Source organism: Kitasatospora sp. NPDC058444, assembly GCF_042721415.1.
Taxonomy (GTDB): domain Bacteria; phylum Actinomycetota; class Actinomycetes; order Streptomycetales; family Streptomycetaceae; genus Kitasatospora.
The window spans coordinates 47,528-68,117 of record NZ_JBHXLL010000025.1 but is presented as its reverse complement, the minus strand read 5'-3'; the positions used below and the strand labels follow the sequence as shown (position 1 = coordinate 68,117).

At 75.0% G+C, this 20,590-nt stretch carries 18 protein-coding genes; 9 read left to right on the top strand and 9 right to left on the bottom strand.

Annotation, left to right across the window (positions count from 1 at the left end):
• Positions 1–51: 51 nt before the first annotated feature.
• Complete coding sequence (locus ACFWP2_RS24750; RefSeq protein WP_380455004.1) at positions 52–1,401, top strand: MFS transporter; 1,350 nt, start codon at positions 52–54, stop codon at positions 1,399–1,401.
• An 86-nt stretch (positions 1,402–1,487) separates the two neighbouring features.
• Here ACFWP2_RS24750 and ACFWP2_RS24745 read toward each other — a convergent pair whose 3' ends face one another.
• The gene (locus tag ACFWP2_RS24745; RefSeq protein WP_380455002.1) at positions 1,488–1,994 is read right to left on the bottom strand and encodes a YcxB family protein; all 507 of its coding nucleotides are present in this window, start codon (positions 1,992–1,994) and stop codon (positions 1,488–1,490) included.
• A 340-nt stretch (positions 1,995–2,334) separates the two neighbouring features.
• The gene (locus tag ACFWP2_RS24740; protein WP_380455000.1) at positions 2,335–3,876 is read right to left on the bottom strand and encodes a glutamate synthase subunit beta; all 1,542 of its coding nucleotides are present in this window, start codon (positions 3,874–3,876) and stop codon (positions 2,335–2,337) included.
• A gap of 187 nt (positions 3,877–4,063) precedes the next feature.
• On the opposite strand from ACFWP2_RS24740, the gene ACFWP2_RS24735 reads away from it, so the two are divergent.
• The gene (locus ACFWP2_RS24735; RefSeq protein WP_380454998.1) at positions 4,064–4,744 is read left to right on the top strand and encodes a response regulator transcription factor; all 681 of its coding nucleotides are present in this window, start codon (positions 4,064–4,066) and stop codon (positions 4,742–4,744) included.
• Between the two features lie 89 nt (positions 4,745–4,833).
• Entirely contained in the window at positions 4,834–6,189 is a 1,356-nt protein-coding gene (locus tag ACFWP2_RS24730; RefSeq protein WP_380454996.1) for an ATP-binding protein, read from the top strand.
• A 92-nt stretch (positions 6,190–6,281) separates the two neighbouring features.
• On the opposite strand, the gene ACFWP2_RS24725 is transcribed toward ACFWP2_RS24730, so the two are convergent.
• A complete protein-coding gene (locus ACFWP2_RS24725; protein ID WP_380454994.1) occupies positions 6,282–6,614 on the bottom strand; it encodes a hypothetical protein in 333 nt (110 codons plus the stop codon).
• A 438-nt stretch (positions 6,615–7,052) separates the two neighbouring features.
• Here ACFWP2_RS24725 and ACFWP2_RS24720 point away from each other — a divergent pair, with 438 nt between their 5' ends.
• Positions 7,053–8,645 carry a cytochrome bc complex cytochrome b subunit gene (locus ACFWP2_RS24720; RefSeq protein WP_380455120.1) on the top strand — a complete coding sequence of 531 codons (1,593 nt, stop codon included), beginning with the start codon at positions 7,053–7,055 and terminating at the stop codon, positions 8,643–8,645.
• Between the two features lie 105 nt (positions 8,646–8,750).
• On the opposite strand, the gene ACFWP2_RS24715 is transcribed toward ACFWP2_RS24720, so the two are convergent.
• Positions 8,751–9,152 (bottom strand): cytochrome C oxidase subunit I, encoded by a 402-nt coding sequence (locus tag ACFWP2_RS24715; protein WP_380454992.1) that lies wholly within the window; start codon positions 9,150–9,152, stop codon positions 8,751–8,753.
• A 385-nt stretch (positions 9,153–9,537) separates the two neighbouring features.
• Between ACFWP2_RS24715 and ACFWP2_RS24710 the strand changes: the two genes are divergently transcribed.
• A complete protein-coding gene (locus tag ACFWP2_RS24710) occupies positions 9,538–9,969 on the top strand; it encodes a YchJ family protein (protein WP_380454990.1) in 432 nt (143 codons plus the stop codon).
• An 85-nt stretch (positions 9,970–10,054) separates the two neighbouring features.
• Here ACFWP2_RS24710 and ACFWP2_RS24705 read toward each other — a convergent pair whose 3' ends face one another.
• Positions 10,055–11,056, bottom strand: a complete 1,002-nt coding sequence (locus ACFWP2_RS24705) for a polysaccharide deacetylase family protein (protein ID WP_380454988.1) — start codon at positions 11,054–11,056, stop codon at positions 10,055–10,057.
• A 253-nt stretch (positions 11,057–11,309) separates the two neighbouring features.
• Here ACFWP2_RS24705 and ACFWP2_RS24700 point away from each other — a divergent pair, with 253 nt between their 5' ends.
• Entirely contained in the window at positions 11,310–11,846 is a 537-nt protein-coding gene (locus tag ACFWP2_RS24700) for a GNAT family N-acetyltransferase (RefSeq protein ID WP_380454983.1), read from the top strand.
• Positions 11,847–11,915: 69 nt separating this feature from the next.
• Here ACFWP2_RS24700 and ACFWP2_RS24695 read toward each other — a convergent pair whose 3' ends face one another.
• Positions 11,916–12,845, bottom strand: coding sequence for a carbohydrate kinase (locus tag ACFWP2_RS24695; RefSeq protein WP_380454981.1), 930 nt, complete (start codon positions 12,843–12,845; stop codon positions 11,916–11,918).
• A 373-nt stretch (positions 12,846–13,218) separates the two neighbouring features.
• On the opposite strand from ACFWP2_RS24695, the gene ACFWP2_RS24690 reads away from it, so the two are divergent.
• Both ACFWP2_RS24690 and ACFWP2_RS24685 read left to right on the top strand, forming a co-directional pair.
• Entirely contained in the window at positions 13,219–14,754 is a 1,536-nt protein-coding gene (locus ACFWP2_RS24690; RefSeq protein ID WP_380454979.1) for a M1 family metallopeptidase, read from the top strand.
• 250 nt (positions 14,755–15,004) lie between these two features.
• The gene (locus tag ACFWP2_RS24685; RefSeq protein WP_355269299.1) at positions 15,005–15,226 is read left to right on the top strand and encodes a hypothetical protein; all 222 of its coding nucleotides are present in this window, start codon (positions 15,005–15,007) and stop codon (positions 15,224–15,226) included.
• A 46-nt stretch (positions 15,227–15,272) separates the two neighbouring features.
• Here the strand turns inward: ACFWP2_RS24685 and ACFWP2_RS24680 are convergent, their stop codons facing one another.
• The 3 genes from ACFWP2_RS24680 to ACFWP2_RS24670 all read right to left on the bottom strand — a co-directional run bounded on the left by ACFWP2_RS24680 (position 15,273) and on the right by ACFWP2_RS24670 (position 18,566).
• Positions 15,273–16,832, bottom strand: coding sequence for a sigma-70 family RNA polymerase sigma factor (locus ACFWP2_RS24680; protein WP_380454976.1), 1,560 nt, complete (start codon positions 16,830–16,832; stop codon positions 15,273–15,275).
• Positions 16,833–16,978: 146 nt separating this feature from the next.
• Positions 16,979–17,971, bottom strand: coding sequence for a CAP domain-containing protein (locus tag ACFWP2_RS24675; RefSeq protein ID WP_380454974.1), 993 nt, complete (start codon positions 17,969–17,971; stop codon positions 16,979–16,981).
• 115 nt (positions 17,972–18,086) lie between these two features.
• A complete protein-coding gene (locus ACFWP2_RS24670) occupies positions 18,087–18,566 on the bottom strand; it encodes a GNAT family N-acetyltransferase (protein ID WP_380454972.1) in 480 nt (159 codons plus the stop codon).
• A gap of 259 nt (positions 18,567–18,825) precedes the next feature.
• Here ACFWP2_RS24670 and ACFWP2_RS24665 point away from each other — a divergent pair, with 259 nt between their 5' ends.
• Positions 18,826–20,370 carry an ATP-dependent DNA ligase gene (locus tag ACFWP2_RS24665; protein ID WP_380454970.1) on the top strand — a complete coding sequence of 515 codons (1,545 nt, stop codon included), beginning with the start codon at positions 18,826–18,828 and terminating at the stop codon, positions 20,368–20,370.
• Positions 20,371–20,590 lie beyond the last annotated feature (220 nt).

Here is a 20,590-nt window from a genome sequence, read left to right as displayed (position 1 = left end):
GATAAGGACAGCCGTCGCGACACCGACGGCCACGAAGGGATCCCACCCCTCATGACCTCCGGACCGAACACACCCTCCGGACCGAACACGACCGCCCACCCGGAAACGACCGCCCACCCGAACACGACCGCCCGACCGAACCGCTTCCGGTCCCGGCTGCTGCCGAACACCGCGCCCTGGCGGTCCTCCCGGGACTTCCGGCTGACGTGGACCTCCGGCACGGTCACCCTGCTCGGCTCGATCTTCACCATGACGGCGATCCCGCTCCAGATCGCCGACCTCACCAGCTCCCCGCTGGCCGTGGGCGCGGTCGGCGCGGTAGAACTCGTGCCCACCCTCCTGTTCGGCCTCTACGGCGGCGTCCTCGCCGACCGTGCCGACCGCCGCACCGTCGCCCTGGCCACCGAGGTCGCCCTGGCCGCGCTGAGCGCCCTGCTGCTGGCCAACGCGCTGCTCGGCACCCCCGCCGTCTGGCCGCTCTACCTCGCCGCCGGCGTGGCGGCGGCGCTCCAGGGCATCCAGCAGCCCTCGGTCGAGGCGATGGTCCCCCGGCTGGTGCCCCAGGACCAGCTGGTGGCGGCGGGTGCCCTGCTCTCGCTGCGCTGGAGCATCGGCGGCGTGGCCGCCCCGGCAGCGGCCGGCCTGCTGATCGCGACCGCCGGCGTCCCGGCGGCGTACCTGGTCGACCTCGGCACCTTCCTGCTCTCGATCGCCCTGCTCGCCCGGGTCCGACCGGTCCCCCCGGAGCGGGACGCCGAGGCGCCTCAGCTCGCCGAGTTCCTCGACGGCGCCCGGTACGCGGCCCGGCGGCCCGACCTGATCGGCACCTACCTGGCCGATCTCGCCGCCGCCGTCTTCGCCCTGCCCACCGCGCTCTTCCCGTTCCTGGCCGCGGACCTGGACGCCACCTGGGCGCTCGGGCTGCTCTACTCGGCCGGCGCGGTCGGCAGCCTGATCGCCGCCGCGACCGGCGGGTGGGCGGAGCGGGTCCACCGGCACGGCCGACTGGTCCTGCTCTCCGCCGCCCTGGTCGGCGCGGCGACGGCGGCGGCCGCGTTCGCCCCGGGCCTGTGGGCCGTCCTGCTCTGCCTGACCGTCGCGGGTGGCGCCCACTGGATCGGCGACACCTTCCGCAGCGCCATCTGGAACCAGTCCATTCCGGACGAACTCCGGGGCCGCGCGGCCGGGTTGGAGATGCTGATCGGCTCCGCCGGGCCGGCCCTGGGCGACCTGCGGGCCGGCGGACTCGCCGCCCGCCAGGGCATCCGGGCGGCGCTGCGTACCGGCGGCCTGCTCTGCCTCGGCAGCTCGGCCGCATTGTCCGCCGCACTCCCGGCGCTCTGGCGCTACGACCAGCGGGCGCACCGCACCGAGCCGGCCACGGCGGAGCCCACCCCATGACACGCTCCACGCGCCCCACACGCCAACCGCACCAGCAGCGCCAGCCGCACCAGCCGCCAAAGCGGCCCCACCTCAGGGGCCACCGCTCAGTCCAGGACGAGCGCCGTCGCGTGCCGCTCGATCAGCTCCGCCAGTTGCCGGACGTCCTCGACCCCGCGCTTGGGCAGCGTGGTCAGCACCCCCGTCTCCTCCTTGCCGCCCAGCAGCAGGAACAGCCTCGGCGTCTCCAGGAAATACCGCTGCTCCGGCCAATCGAGCTCGGTGTCCCCGGCCGCGGTGCTGACGACCACCCCGTAGTCGTCCAGCAGGATCCTGAACTCGCCCTTGTCCGCCGCCGCCCGCACGATCCGCCGCACCCGCCACCGGGGCCACTCGAACGCCACCAGCAGCGCGAACACCACCAGGGCCACGGCCGGCAGCAGCGCCGCCCCGCCGACGACGGCGAGCAGCCCGGCAACCGCCGTCGCTCCGGCGGCCACCGTGAACCTGGCGCGCCGCGCCCGGCGCCCGACCACCGTGTGCCGGTGCCACGCCGCGAAGGCCTCCCCGAAGTCGGCGGCCGTCGGGGTGTAGCGGACCTCGACCCACGTCACCGCTGGCTCACCCGCACTCATGTCCCCGCCCTCCGGCCCCTGGTACGCACAACTCCCGACGGGCGACTCCCGAAGCCCGCCCCGCCGGATCGTAGCAAAGACCGTACGTACCCGATTCGATGGCTCCTGCCTGCGGACTCCGTCCCCGCCCGGGCGGCGTCCGACCCGGTACCCGGCGACGCCATCGGCAGCGTCGAGGGCGTGCTCCCCACCCCCTGCCGCCGTTCTGACACCCAGCCCGATCGGCCTGACGCCTCCGACGAAGCCCACCCCAAGGCCCAACCCGCAGGCCCAACCCGCAGGCCCAACCCGCAGACCCGGCGCGGATGCCAACGGTCCCTCACACCGTGAGCGCCCGCGCCGAGGCCCGGATCGGCGCCGGAAGCTCCGTCCACCCCCGCAGGTACCGGTCCACCGCCGCGGCCACCGCCCGCCCCTCGGCGATCGCCCAGACGATCAGTGACTGCCCTCGCCCGGCGTCCCCCGCGACGAACACGCCCTCCGCCTCCGTGGCGAAGCCGTCGTCCCTGGCCAGGGTGCCCTCCGGCCCGGTGGTGAGGCCGAGTTGGGCGAACAGCCGCCGGTCCGGCTCCGGCCCGGTGAAGCCCAGCGCGAGCAGCGCCAGCTGCGCGGGCAGGGTCCGTTCGGTGCCGGTCCGCGGGCTGCGGTCGGCCGGCTCGGCCTCGGCGCAGCGGACGGCGGCCAGTCGGCCGTCCGGGCCGGCCTCGAAGCCCACGGTGGTCGCCGCGAACACCCGGGGCCCGGCCTCTGCCGCGCCGGACTCCTCGTGCGAGGTGGTCTCCCGGTACACCTTGGGGTGCACCGGCCAGGGTTGTCCGGAGGCCCGCCCCTGCGGCGGACGCGGGTTGATGTCCAGTTGGGTGACCGAGGCGGCGCGCTGGCGCAGCGCCGTTCCCAGGCAGTCGGCCGCCGTGTCCCCACCGCCGACGATCACCACGTCCCGCCCCTCGGCGGACACCGGCGGGACCGGGCAGTCGCCCTCGTCCACCCGGTTCGCCCAGGTCAGGTACTCGATCGCCTGGTGCACCCCGGGCAGGTCCCGCCCCGGCACCGCCAGTTCCCGGCAGGCGCCCGCGCCCACCGCGACCACGACCGCGTCGTACCCCGCCCGCAGTTCTTCGCCCGGGACGTCCCGGCCGACCTGTACGCCGGTGCGGAAGGTGGTGCCCTCGGCCCGCAGCTGGTCGAGCCGGCGCTCCAGCCGGTGCTTCTCCAGCCGGAACGGCGGGATGCCGTACCGCAGCAGCCCGCCCGCGCGGTCGGCCCGCTCGTAGACCGTGACGGCGTGCCCGGCCCTGGTCAGCTGCTGGGCGGCGGCCATTCCGGCGGGGCCCGAGCCGATCACGGCGATCCGATGCCCGCCGGACCGATCGGGGCGGTCGGGGCGGTCGGGCGGGCGGGGGCTGTCCCAGCCCGCCTCCCAGGCCCGGTCGGCGATCGCCAGCTCCACGTTCTTGATCGTCACCGCGGCACCGTCGATCGCCAGCACGCAGGCGCTCTCGCAGGGCGCCGGGCAGAGCCGCCCGGTGAACTCCGGGAAGTTGTTGGTGGCCAGCAGCCGTGCCGCGGCCGCCCGCCAGTCCCCTCCCGCTCCCGCGCCCTCCCCGGTGCCCTCCCCCGGTTCCCCGCCCGCCCGCGACTGCGCCACCAGCCGGTTCCAGTCCGGTACCAGGTTCCCCAGGGGACAGGCGTGGTGGCAGAACGGCAGCCCGCAGTCCATGCACCGCCCCGCCTGCCCGCCGACCAGCGGCAGCAGGTCCCCCGGCCGGTACACCTCCTGCCAGTCCCCCAGCCGTTCCCGCGCGTCCCGGCGCGCCCGCTCCGCGCGCGGGGTGGTGAAGAAGGCCATCCGGTCTGCCATCGCGGCCTCCGGCAGGGCGTGCCGACTCGGACCAGGCGGCCCACCCGGCGGCGCGCCACCGTACGGCTACCGTACGCCCGCGAAGCACTACGCAAAAGGGGTGGCCGGCACGGGCGGCCCCGGGGCGGGCACGAACACCCCGGGGCCGCCCGGACACGCCGTGAGCACGTCAGGGAGAATCTCCGCCATGACGCACACCGTGCTGATCGCCGAGGACGACCGGGCCATCCGTGACTCGCTCGCCCGCGCCCTGATGCTGGAGGGCTACCGGGTGCGGGTCGCCGCCGACGGCACCCAGACCCTGGCCGTCCTCGCCGAACAGCGCCCGGACGTCCTGCTGCTCGACGTGATGATGCCCGGGCCGGACGGCCTGGAGGTCTGCCGCCGGCTGCGCGCGGCCGGCGACCGCACCCCGGTGCTGATGCTCACCGCCCGGGTCGAGGTCGCCGACCGGATCGCCGGCCTCGACTCCGGCGCCGACGACTACCTGGTCAAGCCCTTCGACGTGGACGAGCTGTTCGCCCGGCTGCGCGCCCTGCTGCGGCGCCACCCGCCCGAGCCCGCGACCGAGGTGCTGACCGTCGCCGACCTGCGGGTCGAGCCGCCGGCCCGGCGGGCCTGGCGCGCCGGGCGGGAGCTCGAACTCTCCCGCACCGAGTTCGACCTGCTGGAGCTGCTCGCCCGGCACGCCGGCTCCGTCCTCGACCAGGCCACCTTCTACGAGCGGATCTGGGGCTACGACTTCGGCCCCGGTTCCAAGAACCTCGCGGTGTTCATCGGCTACCTGCGCCGCAAGCTCGACCGCCCGGGCCTGGTACCGCTGATCCACACCGTCCGCGGCGTCGGCTACACCCTGCGCGAGCCGTGACCGGCCCCGCCCGCCGAGCGAGGCCCCGGCCCCCGCGCCCGCCCCGCCGCGTCCCCGGGGCGCCACGCCCCGCCCGCCGCCTCCCGCGGTTGCCGCGCCCGGGCCTGCGCACCACCCTCGCGCTGGCCTTCGCCGCGATGGCCGCACTGGTCGCGGTACTGATCGGCGCCCTGGGCTACCACGCCGCCGCCCGGCTGATCCGGGACGACGAGACCGCCGACTTCACCGCCGCCGTCGACTCCGTCGACCGGCAGGTCGAGCGGCAGGTCCTCTTCCCTGGCGACTTCGCCGGCCCGAGCGGCCTGAGCAACGACCTGGTGCGCCCGATCCGGGTCACCACCCAGTCCCTCGCCCCCGACGGCCGGGTGCTGCCGGGCACCGCACAGCTCGACCTGCCGCCGACGCCGGGCGACTACGACCTCGCCCGGGCCGAGCAGCCCGGCCGTACCTCCACCGGGCTGCGCCACCGGAACGGCGACGCCTACCGGGTCGGCGTGGTCTCGCTCGGCGGTCGGCGCGGCGCGGTCCAGATCATCCAGCAGGTCGGGCCCACCGAGGAGCTGCTGACCACCCTGCGGGACCGCACGGCGGCCCTGGTCGCGGTCGTCGCGGCGCTCGCCGGCGGGGCCGGCCGGCTGCTCGCCGGGCGGATCACCGGTCGGCTGGTCCGGCTCACCGAGGCGGCCGAACTGGTCGCCGACAGCGGGCGGTTGGACGTCCCGGTGCCTGCCGCCGGAACGGACGAGGTGGGCCGGCTCGGCCGGGCCTTCGACCGGATGCTGGTCCGGCTCGCCACCGCGAAGGAGAACCAGCGCAGGCTGGTGCAGGACGCCGGACACGAGCTGCGCACCCCGCTGACCAGCCTGCGCACCAACCTCTCGGTGCTGCCCGGCCTGGACCGGCTGCCGCCGGCCGAACGCGCCGCGCTGATGGCCGATCTGGTCGAGGAGTCCCGCGAGTTGACCCAGCTGGTGGAGGAGCTGGTGGCGCTCGCGGCGGACCGCCGGGCGGACGAGGAGCCGACCGAGGTGGTGCTCGCCGAGGTGGTCCGGCAGGCCGCCGCCCAGGCCCGGCGGCGCAGCGACCGGGAGATCGCGGTGGACGCGGACGGAACCGTGGTCACCGCCCGGCCGGACGCGCTGGCCCGCGCGGTCGGCAACCTGCTGGACAACGCCGCGAAGTTCGACCCGTCCGGGACCGGCCCGATCGAGGTGGTGGTGCGCGGCCCGCGGGTGGAGGTCCGGGACCGCGGCCCGGGCATCGACGCGGCCGACCTCGACCGGGTGTTCGACCGCTTCTACCGGGCCACCGCCGCTCGCAGCCTGCCGGGGTCCGGGCTGGGCCTGGCCATCGTGCACGAGGTGGCCCGCTCGCACGGCGGGACGGCCTTCGCCGCCAACCGTGAGGGCGGCGGCGCGGTGATCGGCTTCACGCTCGACGACTGAGCGCCCCCGCCGCAAGCACGCGGGCCCGGCGCACGGGACACCGGGCCCGCCGGGCCCTCCGGAGGACCGGAGGGATCGTCAGGAGGCCCGGGTCACCCCCACCACTGCTCCGGCACCGGCTCCGGCTCGGAGTCGGACGCGTCCGGGATCGTCACCGGTTCGGCGCAACGCACCAGCAGATCGCCCTCCTCCGTCCCGGCGACGAGGTAGCCGCACTCGCGGAGCACGACCGCGGCCGCGCCGCTCAGCGCCGCGAGCGCCTCCCGGGAGGGCGGCCCGCCCGGCTCCGCGCCCGGCGTCCAGCCGACCACCACGCCCTCGGGGTGACGGTCGATCCACAGCGGTGAGGGCCCCGGTCCGGTGTCGAACCCGGCGCGGGCCAGGGCCTCGGTGACGTCCTCGAAGAGTTCACGGTGATCCACCATTGGCGCAGCGTAGGCCCGGGACCGCGCCACGCCCGGCCGCGGCGCGCGCCGAAACGGTTCAGCGGCACTCGACCGCAGCATCGGCACCCGTTGGGCCGGGCGGCGGCCATCCGATCGGGCGTCAGGAGCCCCCGTCCGGCCCGACACGAGCGGCCGGACGGCCCGATGGACGTGCACAGTCGGCCCCCTGCCGACAGCATGACAGAGTAAGCGCTCCATCACCCTGAGCAACGGGTCCAGTGGAACACCTGGTCCGCGCGCCGGTCCGGCCGGCGGGCCCGTATCGAGAGGTCCCATGATCACAACACTTCGCCGGCCGGCGTTCCCGCCGGCGGGCCTCCAGCACGGTTCGCCGAGGACGCCGGGGAGCCCGTCGTGAGAACCGACCAGCAGTCGCAGCCGGGACCGGTGACCAGCACGCGCGCCAACCCCGACAACATGGCCGAGTCCCTGGCCGACTGGACCGACGGCCGGCTGGGCATCTACTCCCTGGCCAAGTCCAACCTCCGCAAGATCTTTCCCGACCACTGGTCCTTCATGCTGGGCGAGATCGCGCTCTACACCTTCGTCATCATCATCCTCACCGGCGTCTGGCTGACCCTGTTCTTCACGCCGAGCATGGGCGAGGTCGTCTACGACGGGACGTACGTCCCCCTGCGCGGCATCCCGATGTCCGAGGCCTACGCGTCGACCATCAAGATCAGCTTCGACGTGCGCGGCGGCCTGCTGATGCGCCAGATCCACCACTGGGCGGCGATCGTCTTCGTCGCCTCGATGCTGACCCACATGATGCGTGTCTTCTTCACCGGCGCGTTCCGCAAGCCGCGCGAGATCAACTGGGTCTTCGGCGCCCTGCTGCTGATCCTCGGCATGTTCGACGGCTTCATGGGCTACTCGCTGCCGGACGACCTGCTCTCCGGCACCGGCATCCGCTTCATGGAGGGTGCCATCCTCGCCGTCCCGATCGTCGGGACGTACCTGTCGTTCTTCCTCTTCGGCGGCGAGTTCCCGGGCACCATCATCATCACCCGGCTGTTCAGCGTCCACATCCTGCTGATCCCGGGAATCATGGTGGGCCTGCTCGCCGCGCACCTGATCCTGGTCTTCTACCACAAGCACACCCAGTTCGCCGGGCCCGGCCGGACCAACAAGAACGTGGTCGGCATGCCGCTGCTGCCGGTCTACACGGCCAAGGCGGGCGGCTTCTTCTTCCTCGTGTTCGGCGTGGTCGCGGTGATGTCCGCGATCGCCACGGTCAACCCGATCTGGGCGTACGGCCCGTACCGTCCGGACCAGGTCTCCACCGACGCCCAGCCGGACTGGTACATGGGCTTCTCCGAGGGCCTGATCCGCGTGATGCCCGGCTGGGAGATCAGCGTCTGGGGCGGCCACACCCTCAACCTCGGGGTGTTCATCCCATTGATGGTCTTCCCGCTCGTGCTGCTGGTCATCTGGGGCTACCCCTTCCTGGAGGCCTGGATCACCGGGGACCGGGGCGAGCACCACATCGCCGACCGGCCGCGCAACGCCCCGGTCCGCACCGCCTTCGGCGCGGCCTGGATCAGCCTCTACCTGCTCCTGCTGGCCGGCGGCGGCAACGACCTGCTGGCCACCCACTTCCACCTCTCGATCAACGCGATCACCTACGCGGTGCGGATCGGCTTCTTCACCGTGCCGATCGTCGTCTTCGTGATCACCAAGCGGTGGTGCCTGGGCCTCCAGCGGCGGGACAAGGAGAAGGTGCTGCACGGCCGGGAGACCGGCGTCATCAACCGGCTCCAGCACGGCGAGTTCGTCGAGGTGCACGCCCCGCTGCCGCCGGGCCGCCTCTTCACCCTCACCGCCCACGACCAGCCCCGGCCCTCCGAGCTGCCGCCCGAGGTGGACGAGAACGGGGTGGCCCGCAAGGCCGGGCTGTGGACCCGCCTGCGGGTGAAGCTCTCCCGCGGCTTCTACGGCAGGGACAGCCAGATCGCCAAGCCCACCGTCGAGGAGCGCGAGGAGATCAGCAGCGGCCACGGCCACCACTGACCCGCGTCCCCGGCACGCGACGACACGCGGAAGGGCCCGCCGCACCGTTCCCGGTGCGGCGGGCCCTCGTCGTGCCCGGGCCGGTGGACGGCGGCCCGGGACCGCTCAGCCGCGCAGGACGGCGGGGACGACGGCGAACAGCGCCGCCGCCACGGTGACGGAGAGGCAGAGCGCCGCCCAGCGGGCGCAGATCCGGCGGCACTCGACGCGGTACCGGGCGGCCAGTCGGCGGCAGCGCTCGACCGCGCGGTCGACGACCTCCTCGGCGTAGCGCAACCGGTCGGCGGCGTAGGCCTGTTCGAGGCTCTCCCGCTCCGCCGCCGGCAGCCACGGGAACTGCGCGGCGAACGCGCGGGCGTCCCGTTCGGCCGCCGCGACCTCCGCCTCCCAGGCCAGGAACCCCTCGATGCGGGCGAACTCCGCCCGGGAGTTCACCCGCGGGCGGGCGCCGACGGGCCTGCCCTGGCGAGGGGTCCGCGCTCTCGGCGGACGCTGTCTGCCACCCATTGACCGCTCCTCAAGTCCTGTCGAGTCGTCCTGCCGGACCAGCCCGTGGGAACGGGCTCCCCGGCGGGGATCGCTCCGCGACCAGGCAACTACTACCAGCGACGAACAGCAGGTGGCAGGCGGCTCGCCACAAGCCTGGCGATTCTTGCCGGACGGTGGAGCGGGGCAGCACGCCGACCGGGCAACGCGCGACCGGCCCCGGCGGCGCCCGGCCTCCGACCGGCTGCCGACCAGCCGCCGACCAGCCGCCGACCGGTGCCGCCCCCCGGACGGACCCCGGGTGACACGGACGGGCCCGCCCCTCGGTACGCCGAGGGGCGGGCCTGTTCCGGTCGTGCAAGGGGTGGCCGGGGAGCCGCCCGACGGGTGGGGGACAATGGACGGCATGTCCCGACGTCGTTCCGAGCCGCGCGCCGCCGCGCCCCGGCTGCTGCCCTCCTCCCCCTGCCCGTGCGGCCTGCCCGCCAGCTACGGCGACTGCTGCGGCCGACTGCACCGGGGCCAGACGGCGGCCACCACCGCCGAGTCCCTGATGCGTTCCCGGTTCAGCGCCTTCGCCGCGCAGGACGAGGCGTACCTGCTGCGCACCTGGCACCCGGACACCCGGCCCGCGGAGGTCGACTTCGACCCGGGCCTGCGCTGGACCGGGCTGGAGGTGCTCTCCGCCACCGAGGGCGGCGCGTTCCACGCCGAGGGCACGGTCGCCTTTCGGGCCCACTGGACCGAGGGCGGTGAGCAGGGCGTGCTCACCGAGAACAGCCGCTTCGTGCGGCACGAGGGCGCCTGGGTGTACCTCGACGCCCTCTCGCTCGGCTGAGTCGCCCGGCCCGCGGCCGCCGGGGTGAGCCGCTGCGGCCGGCCGCTCCGGTGGGCCACCCCCGTGGACCACGCCCGTGGTGCGGCTACAGGTAGTCGTCCAGCCGGGCCAGGGCGAAGCCCTGCGCGGTGACGTCGTTGACGACCTTGCGCAGCAGGTCCGGCATGGAGGCCTTCCAGATGTCGGTGCCCCGGAAGTGGGTCAGGATGATGTCGCCCGGATGCAGCTCCCGGTCGTCGTAGCGCCATTCCATGTGGTCCGGGAAGGCCTCCTCGTTCCACATCGGCACCGCCTCCACCCCGCAGGACGCCGCCGCGCGCAGGGTGTCGTCGTTGTACTCGCCGTACGGCGGCCGGAACAGCCGGGGGCGGACGCCGATCTGCTGCTCCAGCTGGTCCTGCTGGTCGCAGATCTCATGGCGCTGGGTCTCGTAGTCCAGCACCTTCAGGTTGCGGTGGTTGATCGTGTGGTTGTTGATCTCCACGCCGTGGGCGTGCAGGTCGCGGAAGTAGCCGTAGTTCTCGCGGGCGAGGTAGTCGGAGACGTAGGTGCTCAGCGGGATGCCCAGCTCCTCGGCCATCCGGGAGAACTCGGGGTCCTTCTCGGCGCCGTCGTCGACGGTCAGGAAGACCACCTTGTCGTCGGTGGGGACCCGGTAGACGACCGGCGGTCGGCCGTCCGCGAGCTTGACCCCCTGCACCGGGGTGAGGGCGACCCTGGTCGCCGGGCGCGGCGGGGCCTTCAGCGGCGGGCGCTCCAGGCCCCAGCGCTGGGCGGCCTCCGAGGTGGCGCGGGCGGCGGCCTCCTGACGGGCCATGGCCTCGCCACCGCCCTGCTCCTCCTGGTGGGCCGCTGCGGGCAGCGGCGGCTGCGCCGCGGGCGGGGCGGCGGGGGCGGCACCCTCGGCGGCACCGGCGGCCTCCGCCTCCGCACCGCCGGCCGGAGCCGCGGCGGGCTCGGCGGCGGGAGCAGCCTTCGCGTTCGCGTCGGCGATCGGGGCGGGCTTCGGCCCGGCGGGAGCGGCCGGTCCGGCGCAGCCGGCCAGGACGGCGGAGAGGCAGACGGTGGCCAGCAGGCCGGTCCGCATGCCGGTCCGATTCCGCTGATTCCCCCTCAGACCCGCACTAGTACGACAAACTGATGGTCTGTTCATGGGTGCACTGCTCCCCCGCCGCGCCCCACCGCCAATCCCCTCATCACTCGCGCGGGGCAACGACGCACCGGGGCCTTGCCGTTCCTTTGCCCGGGCGGTGGGCCGCCGGGTGGCCGGGCGGGGCCGGGTGCGGGGCAGCCGGGAAAACCGATTGCGGCGACGGCGCCGCGGAGTGGATCATGCGCGCATGACGAACACCGCGCCCCGCAGCTCCGGCTCCTGGACCGTCGCCCCGGCCGACGTGACCACCCCGGAGGCCCTGGACCTGCTGCGCGAGTACTACTACGACGTGGCCAACCGCTACTACCGCCTGCACCTCGACCGGGAGGGCGCCCCCGAGGAGCTGGAGTCCGGCCTGGCCGACTCCCCGAGCGACGACCTCGCCGCCCCGAACGGCCTCTTCCTGATCGGCCGCCACGACGGCGCCGCCCACTCCTGCGCCGGTCTGCGGCGACTCGACGCCACCACCGCCGAACTCACCCGCGTCTTCGTCCGCCCCGGCCTGCGCGGCACCGGCGGCGGCGCCGAACTGCTGGCCGCCGTCGACCGGGCCGCCCGCTCCCTGGGCGCGGACCGGATCGTCCTCGACACCCGCCTCGACCTGGTCGAGGCCCGCGCGCTCTACCTGCGGAACGGGTACCGGGAGATCCCCGCCTACAGCAGCGGGCCGTACGCCGAGATCTGGTACGGAAAGGACGTCACCGCCGTGGAACAGCGGCACTGACCCCGAGGGGCCGGCTCGCCGGAGCGGCGACGGCGGCCCCTTCCGGTCACCCGGAGAACGAGGCCCTGCTCATCGAGAGGCCGGCGGAGCGCCTCCCGATGAGGCCGCCGGGGCGCCTCCGCCGAGGGCGGCCGCGAGTTCGGCCGCCGAGGGCGGGTTGGCACCCGGGCGGGCGACGGTCAGCGCGGCAGCCGTCACCGCGTGGGTCAGGCAGACCGCGAGGTCGGCGTCGGCCGCGCGGGCGTGCAGGAAGGCGGCCATGAAGGAGTCGCCGGCGCCGACGGTGTCCGCGACCGGAACCGGCAGGGCCGCCGCCTCGGCGTGTCCGCCCCCGGCGGTGCGGGCGAAGGCGCCCTCGGCCCCGAGGGTGACCGCGACCACGGCCGGGCCGAGGGCCAGCCAGCGCTCGGCGACCGCCTCGGGCCGCTCGCCCGGGTAGAGCCAGGCCAGGTCCTCGTCGCTGGCCTTGACCAGGTCGCTCAGCTCCACCCAGCGCTCGACCCGGCGGACGGCCTCGGCCCGGTCCCCCATCAGCGCCGGGCGCACGTTCGGGTCGTAGCTGATCCGCGCCCGCCCGCGCCAGCGCTCGACCAGCGCCAGCACCGATGCCGCGCCGGGTTCGGTGACCGCGCCGATCGAGCCGAGGTGGATCGCCGCGGGTGCCTCGGCGAGCTCGGTCGGCGGGAGCGTCCAGCGGATGTCGAAGGTGTAGCGGGCCCGCCCCTGCCCGTCCAGCTCCACCACCGCCGAGGGCGTCCGGGAGACCTCGGCGGCCCACACCCGCACCCCCGCCGACTCCAGGTGCCGCCGGATCAGCCGGCCGTTGGCGTCCGGTCCCAGCTCGGTGAGCAGCGTGGCCGGGCGGCCCAGCCGGGCCAGGCCGTAGGCGACGTTCGCGGGGCTGCCGCCGGGGTGCACCCGGTCCGGGGTGTCACCCGATCGGACGATGTCAGCGACGCACTCGCCGATCACCAGAACGGGTGCGGCTGGGCTGGTCACGGCGGCTCCTGGCATCCGGTACGCGGGTGTCGTCTCGACCGCCAGCCTACGGGGTGCGTTCGGGCGCGCGGCGCCAGGACAGCAGAGTACGGCCGCCGGACCTGGCCAGGTTTTCCGACGGCCGTGGATCGTCCGTCAGGGGACGATGCACTCCTCACGTTAGACCGCGTACGGGGGCCCCGCCATCACTGTCGGCCGTCCGGGGGACCACGGTGTGTCGCCGGGACGCAGCGATCGCGCCCGGGCCGCTCCGGCGTCCACTAGCATCCGTGGCCCAGGCGCTCTCCGTTCCGGCGGATCCCGCCTCCGCTCCCGGTCGTGAAGTGCGGTGATCACCTTGCTCAGGCCCCGCGCCGGTCTCCTTCCCTCGCTCGTGCTCAGTGCGGTCGTGCTGTCGGCGAGCGTGCCGACGGCCGGCGCCGCCGACGGGCTGGGCGATCCGGTCTTCCCCTCGCTCGGGAACACCGGGTACCGGGCGCTCGGGTACGACCTGGCCTTCGAGTACCGGGCCGGGACCAGGACGGTGGACGGCACGGCCGTGATCACCGTACGGCCGGACCGCACCCTCGCCCGGCTGGAGCTGGACGCGCTCGGACTGACCGTGCGCACCGTCCGGGTCGACGGGCGGCCGGCGGAGTTCGCGGCCCACGACGAGAAGCTGACGGTCACTCCGGCCAGGCCGTTCCGGCCGGGCGCCGTCACCCGGCTCGCCGTCGAGTACACCGCCGACCCCCGGGGCTCGCTGCCGCACACCGGCTGGGTCCCCACCCCGGACGGCTTCGCGGTGGCCGGCCAGCCGAACAGCGCCCACACCGTCTTCCCCTGCAACGACCACCCGGGCGACAAGGCCCGGTTCACCATCGCGGTGACCGCCCCGGACGCTCTCCTCGGCGTGGCCAACGGGGAGTTGACGGCCACCGAGCGGCTGGGCGACGGCCGCACCACCCGCCGGTACGTCTCCCGCGAGCCGATGGCCACCGAACTGGTCCAGGTCTCGGTCGGCGACTACACCGTGCGCGAGCGCACCGGCCCGCACGGCCTGCCGGTGCGCGACGTGGTGCCGACCGCCCGCGCCGCCGAGCTGGAGCCCGCGCTCGCCCTCACCCCCGGTCAGCTCGCCTGGGCCGAAGCCCACCTGGGGCCGTTCCCGTTCGAGACGTACGGGATCCTGCCGGTCGACACGGACGACCCGGCGGCCTTCGCCTTCACCGGCCTGGAGACCCAGACGCTCACCCTCTACAAGCCGAACTTCCTGCGCCAGGCGGAGCCGGCGATCGGCTCGCACATGATGCACGAGCTGGTCCACTCCTGGTTCGGCGACAGCGTCTCCCCCGCCACCTGGTCCGACCTCTGGCTCAACGAGGGCCACGCCGACTTCTACGGACTGACGTACCGCTACGAGCGCGGGTGGCCGGACGCCTGGGGCTACACCACGCTGCTCGACCGGATGCGCTACCTCTACGGGCTGGGCGACCAGTGGCGGCACGACTCCGGGCCGGTCGCCTCCCCCGACGCCGCCGACCTCTTCGACAGCCAGCGGTACACCGGCGGCGCGCTGGTGCTGTTCGCGCTGCGGGAGAAGGTCGGGGCGGAGACCTTCGACCGGATCGAGCGCACCTTCCTGAGCACCCACCGGTACGGGAACGCGTCCACCGAGGACTACGTGCGGACGGCCTCGGCGGTGTCCGGGCAGGACCTGCGGGGCTTCCTCCGGGACTGGCTGTACGGGCTGCGGACACCGCCGATGCCGGGGCATCCGGACTGGGTGGTGGGCCCGGTCGGCCTGACCGGGGCGGCGCCGGGAGCCACCAGGGCTCCGGGGGTGGCGGTTCCCGGGCCCTCGGGCTGGGAGGGTGGGGCCGCAGTGGCGGGCGGGCCCGGGGTGGCGCGCGGCTCCGGGACGCTCTGACGGCGCGGCTGGGGCTGCTGGTGCACGCCCGGCGCGCCGCCGTGCGTCCGGTCGCACCGTACGCGCCCCTGACCGGCAGGGGCGGGTGGGGCCATGGTGGTTCCCACGGCCCGCCCGCCGCCCGGCAGAGTCCCGGTCGGTTCGCGGGCCGTCCAACGTTTCCGGACGCTCCCCGCCGTGAACCCGCGACGGGTCCGAACCGTAACCCTTCCGGCGCAGCGTCGTTGGACCGGCCATGAAGAAGCGCAGCATGCTTGCCGTTGCCTCGCTCGCCGTCGGTGTCGTGGCCTCCCTCACCGCGCCGAGTGCGCACGCCAGTGCCGTGGGCGGGCAGGAGGGACTGCCCGGGCCGCTGAGCAGTGCTCCGGACGTGGTCCCCGGACAGGTCGGTGACGCGGGTGGCGTCCTCGGGGAGGCCACCGGCTATGTGACCGGGTCGGCGAACGGCCTGGTGGCGGCCACTCCCGCGTAGCCGGTCGGCCCTGGTCGCCGGTCGGCCGTCGCCCGTCGGCCGCGGTTCAGGACATCGGGGCGCCGAGGTCCTGGGTCCAGTAGGGGGTGCCGGTGGAGCCGGTGGCGAAGCCGACGCCGATGTCCTTGAATCCGCAGTCGAGCATGTTGGACTGGTGGATTCCGCCGTCCATCCAGCGGGCGAAGACGGCGGCCGGGGTGGTCGGACCCCGGTCGAGGTTCTCGCCCCACTGGGACCAGCGGTAGCCGGCGGCGGTGATCCGGGCCTCGGTCCGGACGCCCTCCGGGTTGACGTGGTCGAAGAAGCCGCGGGTGGCCATGTCGTCCGCGTGCTTCTGGGCCGAGCCGTGCAGCCGGGGGTCGATCCGCAGCGGGGCGCAGCCCGCCTTGGCGCGTTCGGCGTTGACCAGGTCCACCAGCTGGCGTTCCGGGTTGGGCTGCGGTGTGGCGGTGCGGGTCGCGGTCGGCGTGGGCGACGCCGTCGGTGTCGGGCTCTCGGCGGGTGTCGGGGTCGGTACCGGCGCGGAGGCGACGACGGCGGGTGCCGCGGCGGCCGTCGGAATGTCCTGTGCGGCGGCCGGGGCGGTGGGCTCCGGTGCCGTCGCCTGCGGAGGCTCGCCGGCCTGCGGCCAGACCAGGGCGAGGGTGGTCACCGCGACCGCCGCGGCCGCCCCGCTCACCAGGACGGCCTTGCGGGCCGCCGTGCCGGCCCAGCCGCCGTGTCCTCCCGCACCTGCGCCGGCGCCCGTGTGCGTCCCGGCTCCCGCCCCGGCGGCGGCCGTCGAGGAGACGACGGTGGCCGCGGTCTGCTGGAAGTGCAGCAGCACCGGCCAGTCCAGCGGGATCGGCACCAGGGCGAGGCCGGCCAGCAGCCCTTCGGCCGGGAAGAGGTCCCGGCCGAGGCCGCCGCAGTCGGCGCAGTCGCGGATGTGGCGGGCGATGCGCTTGCGCCAGACCGAGTTCGGAGTGCCGTCGAAGCCCGCGGTGAGCTCGGTCAGCGCGGGGCAGCGCGGGTAGGCGCAGAGCGCGCGGACGACGACGCGGCCCGCTTCGAGCTGCTTCTTCATCCGCTGGACGCGCACGGCGGTGTGCTGCGGGCTCAGGTCGAGGGCGTCGGCGAGTTCGGCGCGGGTCAGTTCGCCGGCGGCCTCCAGCCACCAGAGGGCGAGCAGCTCGCGGTCGTCGGGGTCCAGCCACCGGGTGGCCTCGGCCACCTCGCGGCGTTGGCCGGACAGGCCGAGGCGCAGGATGGTGAGGTCCGTGAAGTCGGCCCGGGGGTCGGCGACCTCCCAGGTCTCGTCCAGGCCGCCGACGGTCGGCTGCTGCTGGCCGGCGGTGTGCCGGCGGCGCACCTGGTTCATGGTGATGGCGACCAGCCAGGACCGGAAGGACTCCGGGTCGCGGAGCCCTTCCAGGCCGTCGAGGGCGCGGATCATGGTCTCCTGCGCGACGTCGTCCACGTCGGCGTGGCCGCCGAGGGCGCGGCCGGCCACGTTGTAGACGAGCGGCAGCCAGGCGGCGACCAGCGCCTCCTGGGCCCGCCGGTCACCTGTCTGCGCCGCCAGCACCAGGGCGGTCCCGGTCCTGTTCTGCACCTCAGCGTTCATGGTCCGCACTCCGTCTTGCCGTATCCGTCCGCCGCTGCCTCCTCGGAGACCCGTGTGGAGTGATCAGATAACAACAATGTGCACGGAATCGGAAAATCGGCCCGGACCGCTCGGCTTCTGACGGCAGCGGTCCGGACCGGGCCGGCTCACGCCGGGGACGCGAACACCTGGGTCCACCACGGGCCGTTGTTACCGGTGCGCACCCCCACGCCGAGCTGCGTGAACGAGCAGTTGAGGATGTTGGCCCGGTGGCCGGGGCTGTTCATCCAGGAGTTCATCACCGCGGCCGGGTCCTTCTGACCGCGGGCGATGTTCTCGCCCCAGCTGCTCCAGCTGTAGCCGGCCGCCTCGATCCGGTGGTCGGCGTGGTAGCCCTCGGGGCTGGCGTGGTCGAAGTAGTTGCGGTTGGCCATGTCGTCGCTGTGCGACTGGGCCGCACTGGCCAGCCGGGGCTCGGAGCCGACCGGCCCGCAGCCGGCCTTGGAGCGCTCGGCGTTGACCAGGTCCACCACCTGCTGGGCGTACGACGGAGCCTCGCCGCCGCCCGCCGGCGGAGCAGCTCCCCCACCCATCTGCGGGGGAAAGGTGGGTCGCTTGATGGAGAGCGGGAAGTCGATGCCGGAGCGGGCGTTCGGGGGGGCCGCCCTGGGGACGGGAGTCGTCGGGGTGGTCCGGGTGGCGGACGGGGAGGCCGGAACGGTCGCGGTCGGCGCGGCCGGAGCGCTCGCCGTGGCCGCCGGCTCGGTGGCGGTGGGGGTGGCCGGGGGCAGCACGTCCGGGTTGGTCCCACCGGTGCCGGGCACCTGGATGCCGTCGTGGGTGCCCAGCTCCGCGGAGATCAGCGCCTCGGCGGCCAGCGACTGGCCGGCCACGTCCCGGTCGGTCTGCTTGCCGCCGTACGCCGCGTAGCCCGCGCCGGCCAGCGCGGCGAACAGCCCGGTACCCGCCACGGCGGCGACGACCGCGGTGACCGGCACGATCCCGCCGCGCCGACGCGCCCGCCGGCCCCGGCCGGTGTGGCGCTCGGCAGCCCGCCGCGCCGCCCGGCCGCCGGAGCGGCCGCGGGTTCCGCCCCCGCTGTCGCTGCCGGCGCCGCCTCCGCTCGCCGGGAGGATGGTCGTCCTGTCGTCGCTGTTCACGTGGCCACGCTTTCTGTTCCGGGTCGACTGGTCGGGTGCCGACGCAGGGGAGACCTCCGGGCGGCGCGCCGATAACAGAAACTCCGAACGAATGTCCGACGGCTGGGCCTCGGCATCAGCCGGCCGGCGCCTCCGGAGCCATGTCGTAGGTGAGGAACCTGGTCCGGGTGGCGACCTGGTCATATTTTCCACGGGCCCGGTAATTGTCCTCGGAGGTGATCCAGCGGACGGTGTTCCACCCGCGTTCCGCCGCGATTTCCCGCAGGCGGCCCAACAGCGCGTCGACCGCGCCGCCACCCCGGACCTCCGGTGCCACGAACAGATCGTCCAGGAAGCACCCGACCGCCCCGTGCAACGGTCGCGCGAACGGCCGGTAGTGCGCGAGCCCGACCGGCCTACCGTCGCCGTCCCGCACCAGCAGCCCCGCCAGCTCGTGCCCCGGATCCGTCAGCCAGGACCACACCAGCTCGGCCTTCTCCTCCGGGATCGGGACCCGGTAGAACTCGCAGTACCCACGGAACAGTTCGCGCCAGGCCGGGTAGTCGGCGGCCTCGGGCGCGCCGACGCTCCAGGGGGTCGTGGGGGTGTCGCTCATCTCGGTCTCCATCACTCGGAAGGCGGGGCGAGCCCTCAGCATGACGCCCCGTCGTCCGGCCGCTGATCACCTCCCCGGCCAAGACCGACCGCCCTCTGCGCCACTGCGGCGCCTTGCGGCGGCGGGGCCGACGAGACGGCCCCGCCGAGGCCCGGCGCTCCCCGGGTGGCCGCCCGGGGACAGGTGCTGCCGCGGGAGCGGCGGCCGTGGTGCGGGGGCCGGGACGGGGGCGGATGCTGAGGGGGGTGGAGGTGGTGGTGTGGCGGGGTTGCTGCGGTTGGCGTCGGTGTCCAGGGAGGTGGCGGCGGAGGCCGGGCGGCGGGCGAAGACGGGGCTGCTGGCCGGTTGCCTGCGGGACCTCGGGCCGGTGGAGGGGGCGTCGGCGGTGGCCCTGCTGTCCGGGGAGTCCCAGCGGCTGCGGACCGGGATCGGGCCGGCGGCGCTGCGCGGCCTGCCGGAGCCGGCGCCGGAGTCCTCGCTCGGGGTGCGGGAGGTGGAGCGGGAACTGGAGCTGATCGCGGGGGTGCACGGGGCGGGGGCGCAGGAGCAGCGGCGGCGGCTGCTGCACGGGTTGTTCGCGCGGGCGACCGAGGTCGAGCAGGGGTTCCTGCGGGGGGTGCTGGTCGGGGACCTGCGGCAGGGGGCGCTGGACGCCGTGGTGGGGGACGCCGTGGCGCAGGCCGCCGGAGTGCCGGCGGCGGCGGTGCGGCGGGCGCTGATGTTCCGGGGGTCGGCCCGCGCGGTGGCGGAGGCGGCGCTGACCGGCGGGCAGACGGCGCTGGCGGCGTTCCGGCTGGAGGTGGGACGGGCGGTGCGGCCGATGCTGGCCGCCTCCGCGCCGGACGTGACCGGCGCGCTGGAGCGCACCGGCCCGGCCGCGGTGGAGTGGAAGCTGGACGGCATCCGGGTGCAGGTGCACCGGGAGGGCGGGCAGGTCGCGGTGTTCACCCGCGGTCTGGACGACATCACCGCCCGCGTCCCCGAGGTGGCCGAGGCCGCGCTGGCGCTGCCGCTGCGTTCGGCGGTGCTGGACGGCGAGGCGATCGCGCTCGGCCCGGACGGCCGGCCGCGCCCGTTCCAGGAGACCGCCGCACGCACCGCCTCCCGGCGGGACCCGGACCGGCTGCGCGCCGAAGTCCCGCTCGACGCCTACTTCTTCGACCTGCTGCACCGGGACGGCGAGGACCTGGTGGACCGTCCGGGCCGGGAGCGCTGGGCGGCGCTGGCCGAGGCGGTGCCGGACGGACTGCGGCCGGCCCGCGTCGAGACCGGGGACCGCGACCGGGCGCTGGCCTTCTTCCGCGAGACGCTGGCGCTCGGCCACGAGGGCGTGCTGGTCAAGGATCCGGCCGCCCCGTACGCGGCCGGGCGGCGCGGCGCGGGCTGGATCAAGGTGAAGCCCCGGCACACCCTGGACCTGGTGGTGCTGGCCGCCGAGTGGGGCAGCGGGCGCCGGCAGGGCTTCCTCAGCAACCTGCATCTGGGCGCCCGGGCGGCGGGCGAGCCGGGGCTGGGCCCGTGGGTGATGCTCGGCAAGACCTTCAAGGGCCTGACCGACGAGACGCTCGCCCGGCAGACCGTCGAACTGCTGGCCCGGGAGACCGGACGGGACGCCTGGACGGTGCGGGTCCGACCGGAACTGGTCGTCGAGATCGCCTTCGACGGGGTGCAGCGCAGCTCCCGCTATCCGGCCGGCCTCACCCTACGGTTCGCCCGGGTGGTGCGCTACCGGCCGGACAAGAGCGCCGCCGAGGCCGACACCGTCGCGACCGTACGGGAGATCGCCGCCGCCGAGGGCCTGTGAACCCCACGCGCCGTCGGCCAGGGCCGGGACTGCGGCGCCCACGCCTTTCGGGGTGACGCCGGTTCAAACCTCTTTCGCTGTAGGGCAGTTGCAAACGTGGGCCTAATCGGCCATTCTCCGCCATCCCGCCGCCGTGCTCTCCAGGGACGGATCAACGGCGGTTAGGTTGACCATGACAACGAGAGGCGGCCGCCGGGCAGCCGGCGGCGCACTGGCGAGA